This is a genomic window from Segatella sinensis (genome assembly GCF_040095255.1).
Taxonomy (GTDB): domain Bacteria; phylum Bacteroidota; class Bacteroidia; order Bacteroidales; family Bacteroidaceae; genus Prevotella; species Prevotella sinensis.
Genome location: NZ_JBBNGE010000009.1, coordinates 80,198 through 95,674 on the forward strand (window position 1 = coordinate 80,198; position 15,477 = coordinate 95,674).

Annotated in this window: 7 protein-coding genes; 3 read left to right on the forward strand and 4 right to left on the reverse strand. The window is 46.6% G+C overall.

Features of this window, described 5'->3' with window-relative positions; translation table 11 throughout:
• Positions 1-42: 42 nt before the first annotated feature.
• The 4 genes from AAAT87_RS04300 to AAAT87_RS04315 all read right to left on the reverse strand — a co-directional run bounded on the left by AAAT87_RS04300 (position 43) and on the right by AAAT87_RS04315 (position 8,103).
• Positions 43-1,797, reverse strand: a complete 1,755-nt coding sequence (locus tag AAAT87_RS04300; RefSeq protein WP_349225735.1) for a glycoside hydrolase — start codon at positions 1,795-1,797, stop codon at positions 43-45.
• Between the two features lie 97 nt (positions 1,798-1,894).
• Complete coding sequence (locus AAAT87_RS04305) at positions 1,895-3,511, reverse strand: RagB/SusD family nutrient uptake outer membrane protein (protein WP_297158892.1); 1,617 nt, start codon at positions 3,509-3,511, stop codon at positions 1,895-1,897.
• A gap of 57 nt (positions 3,512-3,568) precedes the next feature.
• Positions 3,569-6,586 carry a SusC/RagA family TonB-linked outer membrane protein gene (locus AAAT87_RS04310; protein ID WP_349225736.1) on the reverse strand — a complete coding sequence of 1,006 codons (3,018 nt, stop codon included), beginning with the start codon at positions 6,584-6,586 and terminating at the stop codon, positions 3,569-3,571.
• Between the two features lie 50 nt (positions 6,587-6,636).
• On the reverse strand, positions 6,637-8,103 hold the full coding sequence (locus AAAT87_RS04315) for a hypothetical protein (protein WP_349225737.1): 1,467 nt from the start codon (positions 8,101-8,103) through the stop codon (positions 6,637-6,639).
• Between the two features lie 286 nt (positions 8,104-8,389).
• On the opposite strand from AAAT87_RS04315, the gene AAAT87_RS04320 reads away from it, so the two are divergent.
• The 3 genes from AAAT87_RS04320 (at position 8,390) to AAAT87_RS04330 (ending at position 15,407) form a co-directional block, all read left to right on the forward strand.
• Complete coding sequence (locus AAAT87_RS04320) at positions 8,390-12,445, forward strand: hybrid sensor histidine kinase/response regulator transcription factor (RefSeq protein WP_349225738.1); 4,056 nt, start codon at positions 8,390-8,392, stop codon at positions 12,443-12,445.
• A 426-nt stretch (positions 12,446-12,871) separates the two neighbouring features.
• Positions 12,872-15,118: a formate C-acetyltransferase gene (gene pflB / locus AAAT87_RS04325; protein ID WP_349225741.1), complete on the forward strand. Its 2,247-nt coding sequence runs from the start codon at positions 12,872-12,874 to the stop codon at positions 15,116-15,118.
• A gap of 160 nt (positions 15,119-15,278) precedes the next feature.
• Entirely contained in the window at positions 15,279-15,407 is a 129-nt protein-coding gene (locus tag AAAT87_RS04330; protein ID WP_349225739.1) for a DUF6722 family protein, read from the forward strand.
• The last annotated feature ends 70 nt before the right edge of the window (positions 15,408-15,477 follow it).

A 15,477-nucleotide genomic window follows, 5' to 3' on the forward strand; every position in this document is an offset into this window, starting at 1 on the left:
TGTTTGATGAGTTGTTCAAAAGGCAGATGGATGCCCTTGCTGTTATTTTATCACGAATTTCTTTCCGTTTTGGATATAGATACCCTTGGCGAGTCCTTCTGTAGAATCTGCATGTTTGCGAACCAATTTGCCCTCGATGCTGTAGATGTCATTGCTACCGGCCTTATCTGCCTTGATATGGCTAATGCCAGTATTGATGGCATCTTCGAAATCAATCACGATGGTTACAACGCTCTTGGTAGGGATGGCAATCAGCTTATCCAGACTGAAACTGCTCTTGATGTGCTTCAGGTTTTCTTTCGCAGATGTGCGGTAAACGTTGATATCCTTGGCTGCCTTCTGTCCCTCAATGTTGATGCGTACACTGTTTTGTGATGCCATCATGTTTACATATACCAAAACGATTCGTTTGCCATCTGGAGAAAGATAGGCAGATCCCAGAAGCTTATTGAGATCTTCTTCCTTATTGGTGATATGGTCGATACGCTTGTAACCAGGGCGGATGAAACGGCTGTAGTTGCCGAGTACCCAGAGGTTACTGTTGTCGGTGATGGTACCGCCGTTCTGGATATCACCATAGCTCTCGTTGTTGTTATCGCCCTGGGCATTCATTCGCAAGAGATAGAAGCGGTTCTTCTGTCCCCATTTCTCTTGTGCGAAAGAGGTCCAGTAGCTCCATGATGCCATATTGCCGTAGGTGAGATCGCAGTGGATAAGCTTACCCATATAGAGCGAGATGTCCATATAGCTGGCTGCATCGTAACTGGAAGGGAAACCTGCTGAAGTGGATGGCTCCTTATCGAGCATGCTCCATTCGGTTTGATATACATCGAGATTGTATTCCTGAGCCTTGTTCCATACGTTCTGACGGATGTCCTTCAGGTCGGCATTCGTGCCGAAGGTCCAGTAGCTATGACCAGCGATGGCTCTTTTCAGGTTTTTCAAGTCGCCGATGTAGGTGCTGCTGTTGCTGGTATTGAAGAAAGCCTCTATCTGGTTGTTGGCTCTCTTCTCGGTTCCGTCTTGATAGAGTGCCTTCCATTGGCAGGCTTCCGGCAGGAGTATCTGGGCAGAGAGTCTCTGGTAGGTAATGCTTTTGTCCAACTCTCGGGCGAGCTTGGCGATGCACTCGTTGGTCCATGGTGAACCTTCCTGACCTTCTGTCCAATCGTATTGTGGCTCGTTTACCGGGTCAATGAGGGTTATGTTGTAGCCTTCGTCGGTGAAGTGCTTGGTTGTGGTCGTGAGGAATTTGGCAAAGTCGGCATAGTGATTGTCTGCGAGATTGCTTCCGCTCACACCCTTGTTGGCGCATGCCTTGCCGTTTTTGGTAAACTGTACTGGGGCTGAATTGGAGAAGAGCAGAAAATGATCTACTCCATATTTCTTGGCTTGCTGCATGAAGTATTGTTGACCTGCCGACTTGGTCCAGTCGTAGTTGCCATTGGCATCCAGATAGCAGTAGCCGCGTCGGGTGATGTCTTCGATGCCACTTTGGCTACCTTGTTCTGCTGAACCGGCACCCAGGTTTACGCGCCACATCGAGAGGCCGATGCCTTCTGGGTTACCGTCGGCATCCATTTCCTGGCTGAAGAGCCATTTCGCCGATTTCTCTTTTTCTGCATCACTGAAATATTTGCCCACAAAATCGGCTGTCCAGCAGTCGCTTGATCCGAAGTCTGCTATGGTCTGATAGCAGATGTTGGGGTTTATGGTGACCGTATATGATGATTGCGCATATAAGTTGGCAGTCATCATCAAGGCAGCTGTGAGGCTGAAGATGGATGTTTTTTTCATTTGCTGAGGCTTTATATATAATAAGGTGTATGGATAGCAATATTTTTATGAAAGAAAAGGGGCAGGACAAGAGATTTGTCCTGCCCCCTTTGATATTTTAGTTGTAACCTTCGTTCTGCTTGATGGTTCCGTTACTCATGGTAATTTCTGAGTTAGGGATGGCGAAGAGAAGGTCGCGAGGTGCCTGGAAGTTGATACCCTCGTTGCTGTTCTCCTGCTGGTTGGTGGTCTCGTATGGGTCGGTAGATTCCTCCATGTTGTACTTCACGAAAGTACCGTTAGGACCGAATACGTGTTCCATCATTGTCTTTCCATCATCCATCTTCCAGCGGCGCAGGTCGTCGAGGCGGGTTCCCTCAAGTGCCAGCTCCAGACGGCGCTCGGTGCGGATAGCATCACGAAGGGCTGTGCCTGTGGCGGTAACTTCTGGAAGTTGAACACGCTGGCGTACCTTGTTGAGTGCCCACTGTGCCTCACTGTCGTGATTGAGAGCATTCTCTGTCTCTGCATACATCAGCAATACCTCTGCATAGCGGAGCAAGCGGATGTTCAATGGATTGTGAGGTGCATCGTATGGACTAGGGCGCCTGTTCACTGGGATGAAGAGCTTCATGTTGCAACGGCCAGACTTATGCTTGCTGGCTGAAATCACGTAAGGGTTGTCCTCATTCCATGTTGGGTCACCAGGAACATCTGTTTGTCCATCGTGAAGGATGGTATAGCGAAGTCGAATCTCGTCTCCTGCATCCTTGAAAGCCTTTTCCAAGTTGCTGGTAGGAAGACCCCATGACCAACCAGCGTCGTCACGTGAACCAACCAAGACAGAGTAGCGCTCACCCAGAGAATACTGGGTATCATCACTGGTCTGAATCTCGAAGAGACTCTCCTTGCCATTGTTGTAGTCGATGTTCCAAACCTGGCTAAAGTCATCCATCAGTTCATATTCCGGTGTTCCGCTGGCATGAGAGCCACGGCAGGTGAGTTCCTGCAGGATAGGCTCAGCTTCAGCATACTTGCCCTGGTAGAGATATGCCTTTGCCAACATACCCTTGGCAGCACCGCTGGTAGCACGACCGATGTCGTTGGCAGATAACTCTGCCTTCTTTGGAAGATCGGCGAGGGCATCCTTGAAGTCCTGCTCAATCTGAGCGTAGGTTTCTGCTGTGGTAGCTCGGGTGATACCCTGAACCTCAGAAGGCATCTTGAGTGACATTACCAATGGTACACCGCCAAAGTTCTTCACCAGTTCGAAGTAGTAGAAACCGCGGAGGAACTTAGCCTCGGCAATCAGGCGCTTCTGATACTTCTCGTCGTTGAATTTCAGTTGTGCAATCTTTTCGATGGCGATGTTGCACTGGGTGATACCCTTGTAGCGATACTGCCAGAAGTTCTGTACGGCATTACCCAAGTCGATGGTGTTGCCGGTAAACATGGCTGCTGCTCTATATTCACCCGGGTCCTGTGTGGTGTTACCCATCCAGCAATCATCGGTGGTAATGTTGCAGAGGTTGTAGAATTTGTAAATCTGCCACCAGTCATCACATGCGATGAAGTTGTAGCAACCGGTAATCTGCTTTTCGCATTCTTCCTCGGTGGTGAAGTAGTTCTCCATATCCTGCTGACCGCGGATAGGCTCCTCAAGGAAGTCGGAGCAAGATGTCAAGCCCATGGTCAGGGCAGAAGCCAAGGTCAAACTTATGATATATCTTTTCATAATCTTGTTTCTTATTTTAATGATTACATATATTATAATAATGTATATTCCCTGCGATTAGAAGCTCATGTTCAAACCGAAGAGGAAGGTACGTGGGTTAGGATAACCTGTGTAGTCGATACCTGCCTCTGTTACACTTTTACCCATTGATGCTGCTTCTGGATCTGCACCAGAGTAGTTGGTGATGGTAAAGAGGTTCTGAGCTGAGAATGACAGACGCAAGTTCAGCTTGTTGTTGAACCACTGCTTAGGCAAGGTGTAACCAATCTGGAGCAACTTGCAGCGGAAGTAAGAACCATCCTCTACGAAGAAGTCGCTTACTCGCTTGTAGTTCATGTTGGAATCGTTGACAGAGAGGCGAGGGAATTCTGCACCTGTGTTGTCGGTTCTCCAGGTCTTGTCGTAAGTGCCGGCATATACATTCTGACCGTCGGTTCCTGCATAGCGACCGATGTTCTTGTTGAAGATGTCGTTGCCGATGGTTCCGTAGAAGTTGGCTACGAGGTCGAAGCCCTTGTATGCCGCATTCAGGTTCAAACCTACCATGAGGTCTGGGAATGGATTACCGATATGAGTCTTATCGTTGCTGTCGATAACGCCATCATTATTCAAATCCACGAAGCGAAGGTCACCTGGCTTGGCATTTGGCTGCAATGACTCGCCATGCTCGTTGGTGTATGACTTCACTTCTGTCTCGTTCTGGAAGATACCTGCTGTCTTGTAACCCCAGAACTGGCTGAGAGATTCGCCCTCGGCATTGCGAACGATGTAGTCGCCACTGAATCCACCTGTCCAGATGTAGTCACCATTCAGTTTCACTGCCTTGTTCTTTACCTGAGAAAGATTCAGACCTACGCCGTAGGTGAAGTCCTGGATTTGGTCGTTCCAGTTGATACCAAGTTCCCAACCAGATGCCTTCATTTTACCTACGTTCTCCCACATCTGTCCGTTCCACATTGGGTAACCGAGGATGAGGAGGTTGTCTTTCTTCATCAGCATATCGTGAGATGTCTTCTCGAAGTAATCCGCTGTAATCTTCAGGCGGCTCTGGAGAAGAGCGAGGTCAAGACCCACGTTCCAGTCCTCCACGGTTTCCCACTTCAGGTTTGAGTTTCCGATACCGCTCACGGTAGAACCGATGATGCGGTTTGGAGTTCCACCGAATACATAGGTTGTTGTACCGATAGAGCTGAGGTATGCCGAGTTGTCGATGTTCTGGTTACCAACCTTACCCCAACCAGCACGGATCTTGATGTCATCAAACACCTTCTGGTTCTTCATGAACTCCTCGCCGGTAAGGCGATAAGCTCCAGATACAGATGGGAAGGTAGCCCACTTGTTGTCCTTGGAGAACTTGGAAGAACCATCCACACGGATAGATGCTGTGAGGTAGTACTTCTCTGCGTAGTTGTACATCACACGTCCCAGGTAAGATACCAGCGAAGTGAAGCTGTCGGTACCCGTAGCTGCTGGGTTCTTGGTTCCTGAGCTAGGGTAGCGCAGAGACTCATCATTATTTGGGATGTTCTCTGAGTAAGCATTAGCCCAGTAGTCCTGGAAGCGCTCCATAGTGTAACCGCCCATCAAGTTGATGTTGTGTTTCTTGTTGAGGGTTGTCATGTAGTTCACGGTGTTGGTCCAGTTCCAGTCCACCCAGTTCTCCATCTTTCTGGTAGCGTTGTTGTTCTGGTTCTGCTCCAAGTTGTCGATGAAGAAGTTTACGTTGAATGAATCGGTTCTGCGGAAGCGGGCATTCAAGCCGAATGCTGATTTGATGGTCAATCCCTTGATTGGGGTGAGACTTACGTATGGAGTTGCGAGCAATCCATATTCGCTAGCACCAGAGTCCATACGTGCCATAGAAGCCACTGGGTTCCATTCCTGGTTGTTGTGCGAACGGTCATAGTTGCTGTATGGATTGCTGGTCCATTCGCTTTTTGGTCGCATCACTGGAGTAGTTGGATCCATCGCCATGATGGCACTCATCAGTCCTGGGGTGTCATCCCACTGCTCGTAGCGAGGAGTGAAGTCAACACCAGCCTTGACAATCTTATTGAAATTGTATTCGGTAGAGAAACGTGCAGAGAGTTTCTGCCACTGACCTACCTTGTACTGAGAGTCCTGCTTGTAGTAACCGATGCTTCCAGAGTAAATCATCTTGTCGTTACCGCCAGAGAATGAAAGGTCATAGTTCTGCTGTACGGCTACATCATTGATACATTCTTTCCACCAGTCGGTATAGGTGTCAGCGCTTCCCTTGAAAGGAGAAACGTTGCCATCGTTGGTATAACGAGTATCAAACACTTTCTTGTATTCCTGAGAGTCTGCCATATTCTGCTTCTTCAATGTTTGGAGACCTACGGTGGCTGTTACATTGAATTTGGCATCTCCCTTCTTGCCTTTCTTGGTGGTGATCAAAATCACACCATTCGAAGCACGGGTACCATAGATAGCTGATGCAGAGGCATCCTTCAATACCTGCATGCTCTCGATGTCGTTCTGGTTGAGGAAGTTGATGTTGGTACCTACAGGCATACCATCTACAACGTAGAGAGGATCAGAACCATTCACGGTAGTGACACCACGGATGATGACACGAGGAGAAGCACCAGGACCACCGGCGCCACTGATCTGTACACCGTTCACCTGACCCTGGAGGGCGTTCATCACGTTACCGGTAGAGAGCTTTTCCAGCTTGTCGCCCTTGATGGCTGAGATAGAACTGGTGAGGTCGCCCTTCTTTACCTGACCGTAACCGATGACAACCACCTCGTTCAAGTCGTTGGCATCGTCCTTCAGTACAAAGTTGATCTGTGAACGGTTGCCGATTTTCTCTTCCTGGTTTGCCATACCTACGTATGAGATAACGAGGGTAGCGTTCTTGTCGGCATCAATGGTATAATGACCATCCAGGTCGGTAACAGCACCTTTGTTGCTACCTTTCACCTTGATGTATGCTCCAATAACTGGTTCGTTGTTGCTGTCCACGACAGTACCCGTCACTTTCACGCTCTGAGCGTTCATATTGAGGGCAAAACTGGTTGCCATGGCTGCTATGATATATTTCTTGTTCATATTACTATGTTTCTAATATTCTAGATGACTGTTCTTTCACACGTGTTATACTATTTGATAGGGATGATGCGAGAACGCAAGAGAGCGTAGTCGAACTCGAAGAGATACTTTCCTGTAACAGGAACCTTTACCTTCTTCATGTTGTCACCGCCGTTGAGCTTGTTGGCCTCGTTCTCATCGGAACCATCGAAGCGCCAGTAAGGCTCTGGCCACCAACCCCACCAGTGAGTCTGGCTGATGGTGAATTCGATTTCATCACCTGCCTTGAGGTTCATTTCGCGATAGAGGCGATATGGGTTGTTCTCGTCCTGATTCAAGATGAATGCACCTGCGTTCTGATTGGTTGTCCATTCGCCGGCTCCCTCTGGCAAGTAACCCTTACCTGCCAGACAAATCTGTGCAGGCTGTGCGCCAGAACCGTCGTTGAAGTCAATCGTGGTAGAACCGTTGAGGATCATCTTCTTGGTTGTAGGGGTATATTCCTCCACCTTGTATTCACCTGTGATGATGTTGAAGTTGATTTCGTAGTAGCCCACCTTTTCCAAGATGATAGGCTTTGCTTCGCTAGCCTTGCGGGTGAGCAAACCTGTCTTCTCGTCAACACCGAAGCAGAGAGGAACGAAATCGGTCTTCTGTGGAATGAAGCGTATGCCTGTGCCTGGCTTCTGGTTGTAGTAGCGGGCACGATACTGGAATTCGCCTACGTGATCAACCAGCATTGGTACACCATAAACATCGCTTGTCAGTTCTGCTGCTGAGTTGACATCTGCAAGATACATCTTCTCAAAGTCAACCAAGTCGCTGACGATGATGGTGCTCTTCTGCTCGGTCATGTTGTCCATACTGTCATACACCTTGATGCTCATCTCGTAATCGGCATCTTCTGATGGGAATGTATATTCCTCGCTGTATTCGTACTCGGTACCAGAGAGTGTTACCTCGTCGTGCTTGTTGATGCCAGGAATATCAATGACCAACTTCTTCAACGACTTGTTGTCGGATACGGCAACATTGAGCAGGAATATTGGGTCTTCCTTCATCACGTTCACCTTATTAGATGGTGCTACTGTGAATACCGGGAAGGTAAAGTCGCCGTCACCCTTGATGGTGATGTTGGCTGTTGATACTTTTCCCACCACGTCTTCAACGGTCACTTCCAATGGGAAGCTGGAGTTGTCGGTCCAGTCGTCTGCAGGAGTATAAGCATAGTCGAGATTATACTCATGGAGCAGGGAATCTTTGTAGATGTCGAGCAGGTTGATGGTCTTGTCGAGGAGCATTCCCTCGTTCTTGAGTCGGATAGACTTGATACCGTCGGCATCGCTAATCTTACCTGTGATGTTGAAGGTACGTCCTGGTTCTGCATGAATCAGGTCTGATGTTAATGAAATCGTTGGATTCTGACCATCCACTGTAGGATAATCATCATCGCTACTGCATGCCTGGAATGTGAATCCACCCAAAGCAATTGCAGCCCATAAAAGGGCATTCTTGAGATTAAATGGTTGATGTGCCATAAGACATTCTTTTTAGTTCTTTATATTTGTTGTTTTGTTTATTATGCGTTAGTTGAGTAACTTTGTGTTAGTTGAACAACTTTCGTGTTGTTTATTCGGTTGCAAATGTACGGCGATTATTAGGAATTAATGGAGAAAAATCATTCAAAAGGGGGCATAAATCGTGCACTGAAAGATTTGTGCCGCTGTTTTTGATGTTTTTTAGCTTGTTTCTTGCCTGATTTAAGGAGCTTTTTGCTAATTTTGCAGCAAATTGAAAATTAAAAACCATATACCTTCGATGAATATGATAGAAATAAAAAAGACACTTTGGGTGGTCTTCATCTGTTTGATGGGGCATATTGTTGCCTTGGCTCAGAAGTATCAGGTAAGACCATTGGACTTGGAGCAGGGCTTATCGTGCAATTATGTTGTAAGCATAGCGCAAGATAAATATGGCTTTCTTTGGTTTGCTACCGAAGAAGGATTGAATCGGTTTGATGGTAATAGCTTCTTTACTTATTACAAGCAAAGAGACAGAAAGGGCATCTCCAGCAGTGAATTGAACTGTGTGATTGATGATGCCAAGGAACCTGTAGTCTGGATTGGAACCAAGAATGATGGTCTCAATTCCTTTAACTATCAAACAGAAGAATGGCATAGCTATAAGCATGACGGCAAGAATCCTTCCAGCATTGCAACGAATGATATTACGCATATCACACCCTCTGCCAATGGTAAACTCTGGATTACCACCTATTGGAAAGGTGTAGAACTGTTTGATCCCGAAACCGGCAGGTTTGTGCATTTTGATAAAGATAGAGTGCAAGGTTTGCCTGATAATCAATTGTGGTGTGTGCTCGATTTGGGAAATGGCAATCTTTTGGTGGGACATGTCAAGAGTGGATTATCCATCATAGATACCCAACATTTAACTGCCCGGAATTTTAAGCACAACGCCCAAGACATCTACTCTATTTCGGGTAATGAGGTGATTTGTCTGTATCGCGACAAAAAAGGAACGATATGGATTGGTACTAATATGGGTATAGATATTTACGACCCACTTAGCCAGCGATTTCTGCATGTGGCGGATCAAACCATCAAGAATCATCGTATTTTTGATTTCTGTGAATTGCCGAATGGTAATATGCTTGTAGCAACCGAGCAGATGGGTATAGCTGTATTGGATGTTGCCAACAAATCATTTATTGCAAGTACTCAGATTCCATGTTCTTTCATCAGCGAGGGGTTGGAAGAATTTAATCTTACGGGTAATAGTGTGCGAAGCCTATTGCTAGATAAATATAATAATGTTTGGGCAGGATTTTATGGTAGCGGCATCAATTTCCTGACTCAATCTGTTGCACCATTCAGTACCATCCGGGCTGGTGTTCCTGATCAGCTGGAACGACTTACGGAGAAATCTGTGATGGGATTGGTTTTCGATAAGAATGGGCAGCTATGGGTAGGTACTGATGGTAAAGGACTGAATGTCTTCTCGCCAGAAAGAAAACGATTGGCTACCTATGAACATGAAGGTGGCAGTATCGTGGCAGCTGCAACTCGAGATAGCAATGGTAATTTGTGGTTTGGATCTTTCTATCAGGGTGCTACCGTAAAGATGGCGGGTGGAGGTTTCCGCAAGGTTTTGCCAGATGCGCATGAAGATGTCAGATGTTTCTATGAAGATGACAAGCAGCAGATGTGGATAGGTACCGCTCATGGCATCTATGTGGTTGATATCAAGCGGATGAAGGTGGTAAATAATTATCATCTTGGCAATGATATGGTACGTGCCATCTGTATGGATGCCCAGCATAGAGTCTGGGTGGGCTATTTCGGCATTGGCATTGAGGTGTTTTCGCCTCAAATGAAGCGGATCAAGTCGTTTAATTCAACTAAGGGTGAAAAGGAATATATTCCTTCCAATGCGGTGAATCATCTGATGCGTGATTCCCAAGGTCGTATTTGGGCAGCTACCAACGAGGGAGCCATCTGCTTTGATGTAAAGCATCAGGATAGACACGTGATTTATGACCAGAGACAGGGAATGAGCAATATCCATGTGCGTGCCATTATAGAAGATGAGATGCACAACATCTGGATGAGCACCAATCGTGGTATCAGTTGCTTAAAGGCAGGAAAAGCTGGTAGGTTTATCAATTTTAATGAGAAAGATAATGTCGTTAAGGCTAATTTCAACGATGGTAGTGTGGCTCGTTCCGAACAGGGTATTATCTATTTTGGTTCGGCTCAGGGATTATGCTGTTTCCAGCCAAGACAAGTCTTGTCTGTCAGTCGGGCTCCTGAACCGATAATTACTTCGTTGCGGCTGATTCGTGGTATAGAGCAAACTGATAGTGTCATCAATCTTGCCATACGCAACCATATCTCGTTGGCGTATGATGAAAATTCCTTTGCGGTAAATTTTACCGTACGGAACTTTGCCATGGAGAACCATGTGGAGTATAGCTATATGCTCTCTGGTTTGCAGAATGATTGGATTACTGCTCAGTATGGAACGATTACTTTACGCGATATTCCACCTGGAACCTATCTGTTGCAGGTACGAGCTCGCATTCATAACCAGCCATGGTCTTCTGAAATAGCCGAGTTTACCATCATCGTTCGGCCTCCGTTCTGGCTTTCATGGTGGGCTAAGTTGTGCTATACCTTATTCGTTTTGGCGATAGTGTATCTGGCTTTGAGAATATATCAGCGTCATCTCCGCTTGAAATTCGAGTTGAAAGCAGAAAAGGTGCACCATGAGAAGGAACAGAAACTCAACGAGGAACGCCTGCGCTTCTTTACCAATATCACTCACGAACTTCGCACGCCACTTACGCTGATTCTTGGTCCGCTCGATGACATCTCGCATTCGTCGGATATTACGAAGACCGTGAAGCATAAGCTGGCGGTGATACATCAGAGTGCGGTGAGATTGAACGAACTGATTACGCAGATATTGGAATTCAGAAAGACGGAGACCGATAACCGTCAGCTTCGTGTGGTGAAGGCAAACGTGGTGGATGCCGTGCATGAGGTTTCTTTGAAGTACGAGGAATTGGCACAGAAGCCTGACGTAGCCATCAAGTTTGTGGCTCCAGAGAATCCGATCATGATGTATATCGACAAGGAGGTCATCGCCATTATCTTGGATAATCTGGTATCGAATGCTATCAAATATACCGATCAGGGTAATATTGATATCAGTGTGGAGCGTCGTCGCAGCGGGGAACATCATTTGGTGGATATCACGGTGAGTGATACGGGCCATGGCATCTCTGCAAAGGCATTGCCGCATATTTTCGATCGCTATTATCAGGAGAATGGAACCCATCAGGCTTCCGGCACAGGTATTGGTCTCTCGTTGGTCAAGAAGTTGGTGACCCTGCATCATGGTGAGGTGAAGGTAGAAAGCAATCTGGAGCAGGGTACCAGTTTCATCGTCACTCTGGATGAGAATGAAATTTATCCCGATGCCTTGCGAGGTGATGAGAATGCTTCTGCTAAATTGCAGGGTAATGATGCTGCATCTGGTGTCCTCAATTTGGAGGAAGCTGTGCTCAGTGTGGAGAACGGCAAGCCGTTGCTCCTTGTGGTAGAGGACAATAGGGAGATACTCGACTATGTGGCAGAATCGTTTATTGACGAGTTTGATGTGTTGAAGGCTGGTGATGGTCGGGAAGGATTGGCTTTGGCATTGGATAAGGTGCCTGATGTAATCATTTCAGATGTCATGATGCCAAATATGGATGGCAATGCCATGTGCAGGGCCTTGAAGAAAGATATACGCACGAGTCATATTCCTATCATTCTTCTTACGGCGAAAGATTCTTTCGAAGCCAAGGAGAAGGGCTATGACTCGGGTGCCGATTCGTATATCACCAAACCTTTCACGCATTCGCTCTTGCGTAGCCGAATCCTTAACCTCTTGCAGCAGCGTCGGCGTGACAAGATGCTGATACAGGAATCGAAGGAAACCAATTTGGCACAGAAGAAAGAGCAGTTGAGGGAATCGCTCAATAAGGTAGATCAGGAATTCTTTGACAAGTTGAATAAGCTGATAGAAGAGAATATCAGTGGTGATGTGGATGTTAACTTGATTGCCAGTAACTTGGCGGTAAGTACCAGTACGCTCTATCGCAAGATGAAGGCGCTCACGGGTATATCTACCAACGAATATATCCGCAAGTATAAGATGCAGTATGCCGAGCATTTGCTTCTGGAGGGTAAGTATAGCATCAGTGAGATCTCCTTTATGGTAGGTATGAATAGCGTGGCTTATTTCCGCCGGTGTTTCAAGGCTGAATATGGGGAGATTCCTTCTGAATATCTCAAGAAATTGCAGAAAATGTAATATTGGTATGGCACAAATATCTTGATTTGCGCTGCTTGAATACTCAATAATAGGGATTTTAAGAGAAAGAGAAGAAAATCTTTGGGTTTTCTTCTCTTTTCTCGTTTTATTATCGTATCTTTGCACTCGAAATCAAATTGTAACAGGAATGATCAAGTCAACGACGATAAATATAGGCTATCAGGCCAAGAAAGATACTGCTGGTGGGAATGGACTCATCGGTAACATCAACGTACAGACACCTTGCGGACAAGGTGTATAAAAACCCGGGCACAAACGTGTTCGGGCTTTTTTTATCCCCACTATATATAATAAGGTGGGATTTGCCTATATATAATAAGGTGGAAATTGACTGGTTTAGAAGAATGACAGTGTGTACAATTATATATATTTATTAACTTATAAAATAAAGGATAAACGAAAATGATGAAAACAGAATGGAGAGGTTTCAAGGGAAACTTGTGGCAGAGTGAGGTGAATCTTCGCGATTTCATCCAGCACAACTATACTAGCTACGATGGCGACGAGTCGTTCCTGGCAGAACCTACTCAGGCTACCAACACCCTTTGGGGTATGTTGAAGGAGCTCCAGAAGGAAGAGCGTGCCAAGGGTGGTGTGCTCGATATGGAGACCGAGGTGGTTTCAGGATTGACAGCTTACGGTGCTGCCTACATTGGCGAGGGTACCAAGGAGTTGGAGAAGGTAGTTGGTCTGCAGACCGATAAGCCTTTGAAGCGTGCCTTCATGCCTTACGGTGGTATCAAGATGGCAGAGCAGGCTTGTACTACATACGGCTACCAGCCATCAGGGAAGCTGCACGAGATTTTCCACAAGTATTGCAAAACTCATAATGACGGCGTGTTTGATGCTTATACCCCTGAGATGAAACTCGTGCGCCATAACCACATCCTCACTGGTCTGCCTGATACATACGGTCGTGGCCGTATCGTAGGTGACTACCGTCGTGTAGCTCTCTATGGTATCGACTTCCTCATCGAGGAGAAGCAGAACGACCTCGCTAACATGGGCGACCGTGAGATGATCGACGACGTTATCCGTCTCCGTGAAGAGGTTGCTATGCAGATCAAGGCGCTCAAGGGCTTGAAGGAGATGGCTCAGTTGTATGGTTACGACATCTCTCAGCCTGCTAAGAACGCTCGTGAGGCTGTTCAGTGGTTGTACTTCGGTTACCTCGGAGCTGTGAAGACTCAGAATGGTGCTGCGATGTCTGTAGGTCGTATCTCTACATTCCTCGACATCTATATCCAGCGCGACTTGAACGAGGGTACTCTTACTGAGGATGAGGCTCAGGAGCTCATCGACCACTTGGTCATGAAGTTCCGTATGGTTAAGTTCGCCCGTATCCCTTCATACAACGAGCTCTTCACTGGTGACCCTGTTTGGGCTACTCTCGAGGTAGGTGGTATGGGTCAGGATGGCCGTTCAATGGTTACCAAGAACGACTTCCGTTTCCTCCACACATTGGAGAACATGGGTCCTTCACCAGAGCCAAACTTGACCGTACTCTATAGCTCTCGCTTGCCAAAGGCATTCAAGCACTATGCTTCTCTCATCTCTGTCAAGACAAGCTCTATCCAGTATGAGAACGACGATGTAATGCGCCCAGTTTGGGGTGACGACTATAGCATCTGCTGCTGTGTATCTGCTACACAGACAGGTAAGGAGATGCAGTTCTTCGGTGCCCGTGCCAACTTGGCTAAGTGCTTGACCTACGCTGTTTCTGGCGGTGTTGACTCAAAGACACGCGAGCAGTGCGGTCCTAAGTATCGCGCCGTAGAGGGTGATGTATTGACATACGATGAGTTCATGCCACGTTTCATGGATATGATGGACTGGTTGGCTGGCGTTTATGTGAAGACATTGAACCTCATCCACTACATGCACGACAAGTACTTCTACGAGGCAGCAGAGTTGGCGCTCATCGATACTGATGTTCGTCGTACTTTCGCTACAGGTATCGCTGGTTTCAGCCACGTAGTTGATTCTATCTCAGCTATCAAGTATGCCAAGGTAAACATCGTCCGTGATGAGACCGGTTTCCCTCTCAGCTTCAAGACCGAGGGTGACTTCCCACGTTACGGTAACGATGATGAGCGTGCTGATGAGATTGCAGTATGGTTGCTCAAGACCTTCATGAACATGATCAAGAAGCATCATACATACCGCAATTCTGAGCCAACTACATCTATCCTGACTATCACATCAAATGTAGTATACGGTAAATATACCAGCAACATGCCTGATGGTCGTCCAGCCGGTGCTCCTTTGGCTCCAGGTGCTAACCCATCTTACGGTGCAGAGAAGAACGGTCTTTTGGCTTCATTGAACTCAGTAGCTAAGTTGCCATACGAGTATGCCCTCGATGGTATCTCTAATACTCAGACCATCAGCCCAGGTGCTCTCGGTCACAACGACGAGGAGCGTGCCCAGACATTGGTAGGTGTATTGGATGGTTACTTCAACCAGGGTTCTCACCACCTGAACGTGAACGTATTCGGTATCGACAAGCTCAAGGATGCTATGGAGCACCCAGAGAAGGAAGAGTACCAGAACTTCACCATCCGTGTAAGTGGTTACGCTGTTAAGTTCATCGACTTGACACGTGAGCAGCAGCTCGACGTAATTGCTCGTCAGGCTCACGAGAGACTCTAAGGAAGTGAAGAATGAAGAGGGAAGAGTGAAGAATTCTCTTGTCTCTTTGTAACATATAGATTGCCCGCTAGATTTTCTTTCCGAGGATATTTAGCGGGCAATTTAGCTTATTTAACTGCAAAATAGAGCTTTGTATTGAATATTTTGCTATCTTTGCGGTATGAAATTGAATATAGAACAAAAAACAACTCTTTGGAGTGAAGGAGGAAAGTTTTGCCTGGATTTAGCCAAACTAATATTTGGTGGTATCATCTTGGCAAGTATTATGAAAAAGGATATAGATAAGTAACTGTTCAAAATTAATTTTATAAATATGAATAATTCACGAATAAGTTCGTACCCACAGACGCCAAGGCCAT

Excerpts from the sequence above, each read along its gene's own strand:
- AAAT87_RS04300 (WP_349225735.1), bottom strand. The coding sequence starts at position 1,797 with ATGAAAAAAACATCCATCTTCAGCCTCACAGCTGCCTTGATGATGACT.
- AAAT87_RS04305 (WP_297158892.1), bottom strand. The coding sequence starts at position 3,511 with ATGAAAAGATATATCATAAGTTTGACCTTGGCTTCTGCCCTGACCATG.
- AAAT87_RS04310 (WP_349225736.1), bottom strand. The coding sequence starts at position 6,586 with ATGAACAAGAAATATATCATAGCAGCCATGGCAACCAGTTTTGCCCTC.
- AAAT87_RS04315 (WP_349225737.1), bottom strand. The coding sequence starts at position 8,103 with ATGGCACATCAACCATTTAATCTCAAGAATGCCCTTTTATGGGCTGCA.
- AAAT87_RS04320 (WP_349225738.1), top strand. The coding sequence starts at position 8,390 with ATGATAGAAATAAAAAAGACACTTTGGGTGGTCTTCATCTGTTTGATG.
- pflB (WP_349225741.1), top strand. The coding sequence starts at position 12,872 with ATGAAAACAGAATGGAGAGGTTTCAAGGGAAACTTGTGGCAGAGTGAG.
- AAAT87_RS04330 (WP_349225739.1), top strand. The coding sequence starts at position 15,279 with ATGAAATTGAATATAGAACAAAAAACAACTCTTTGGAGTGAAGGAGGA.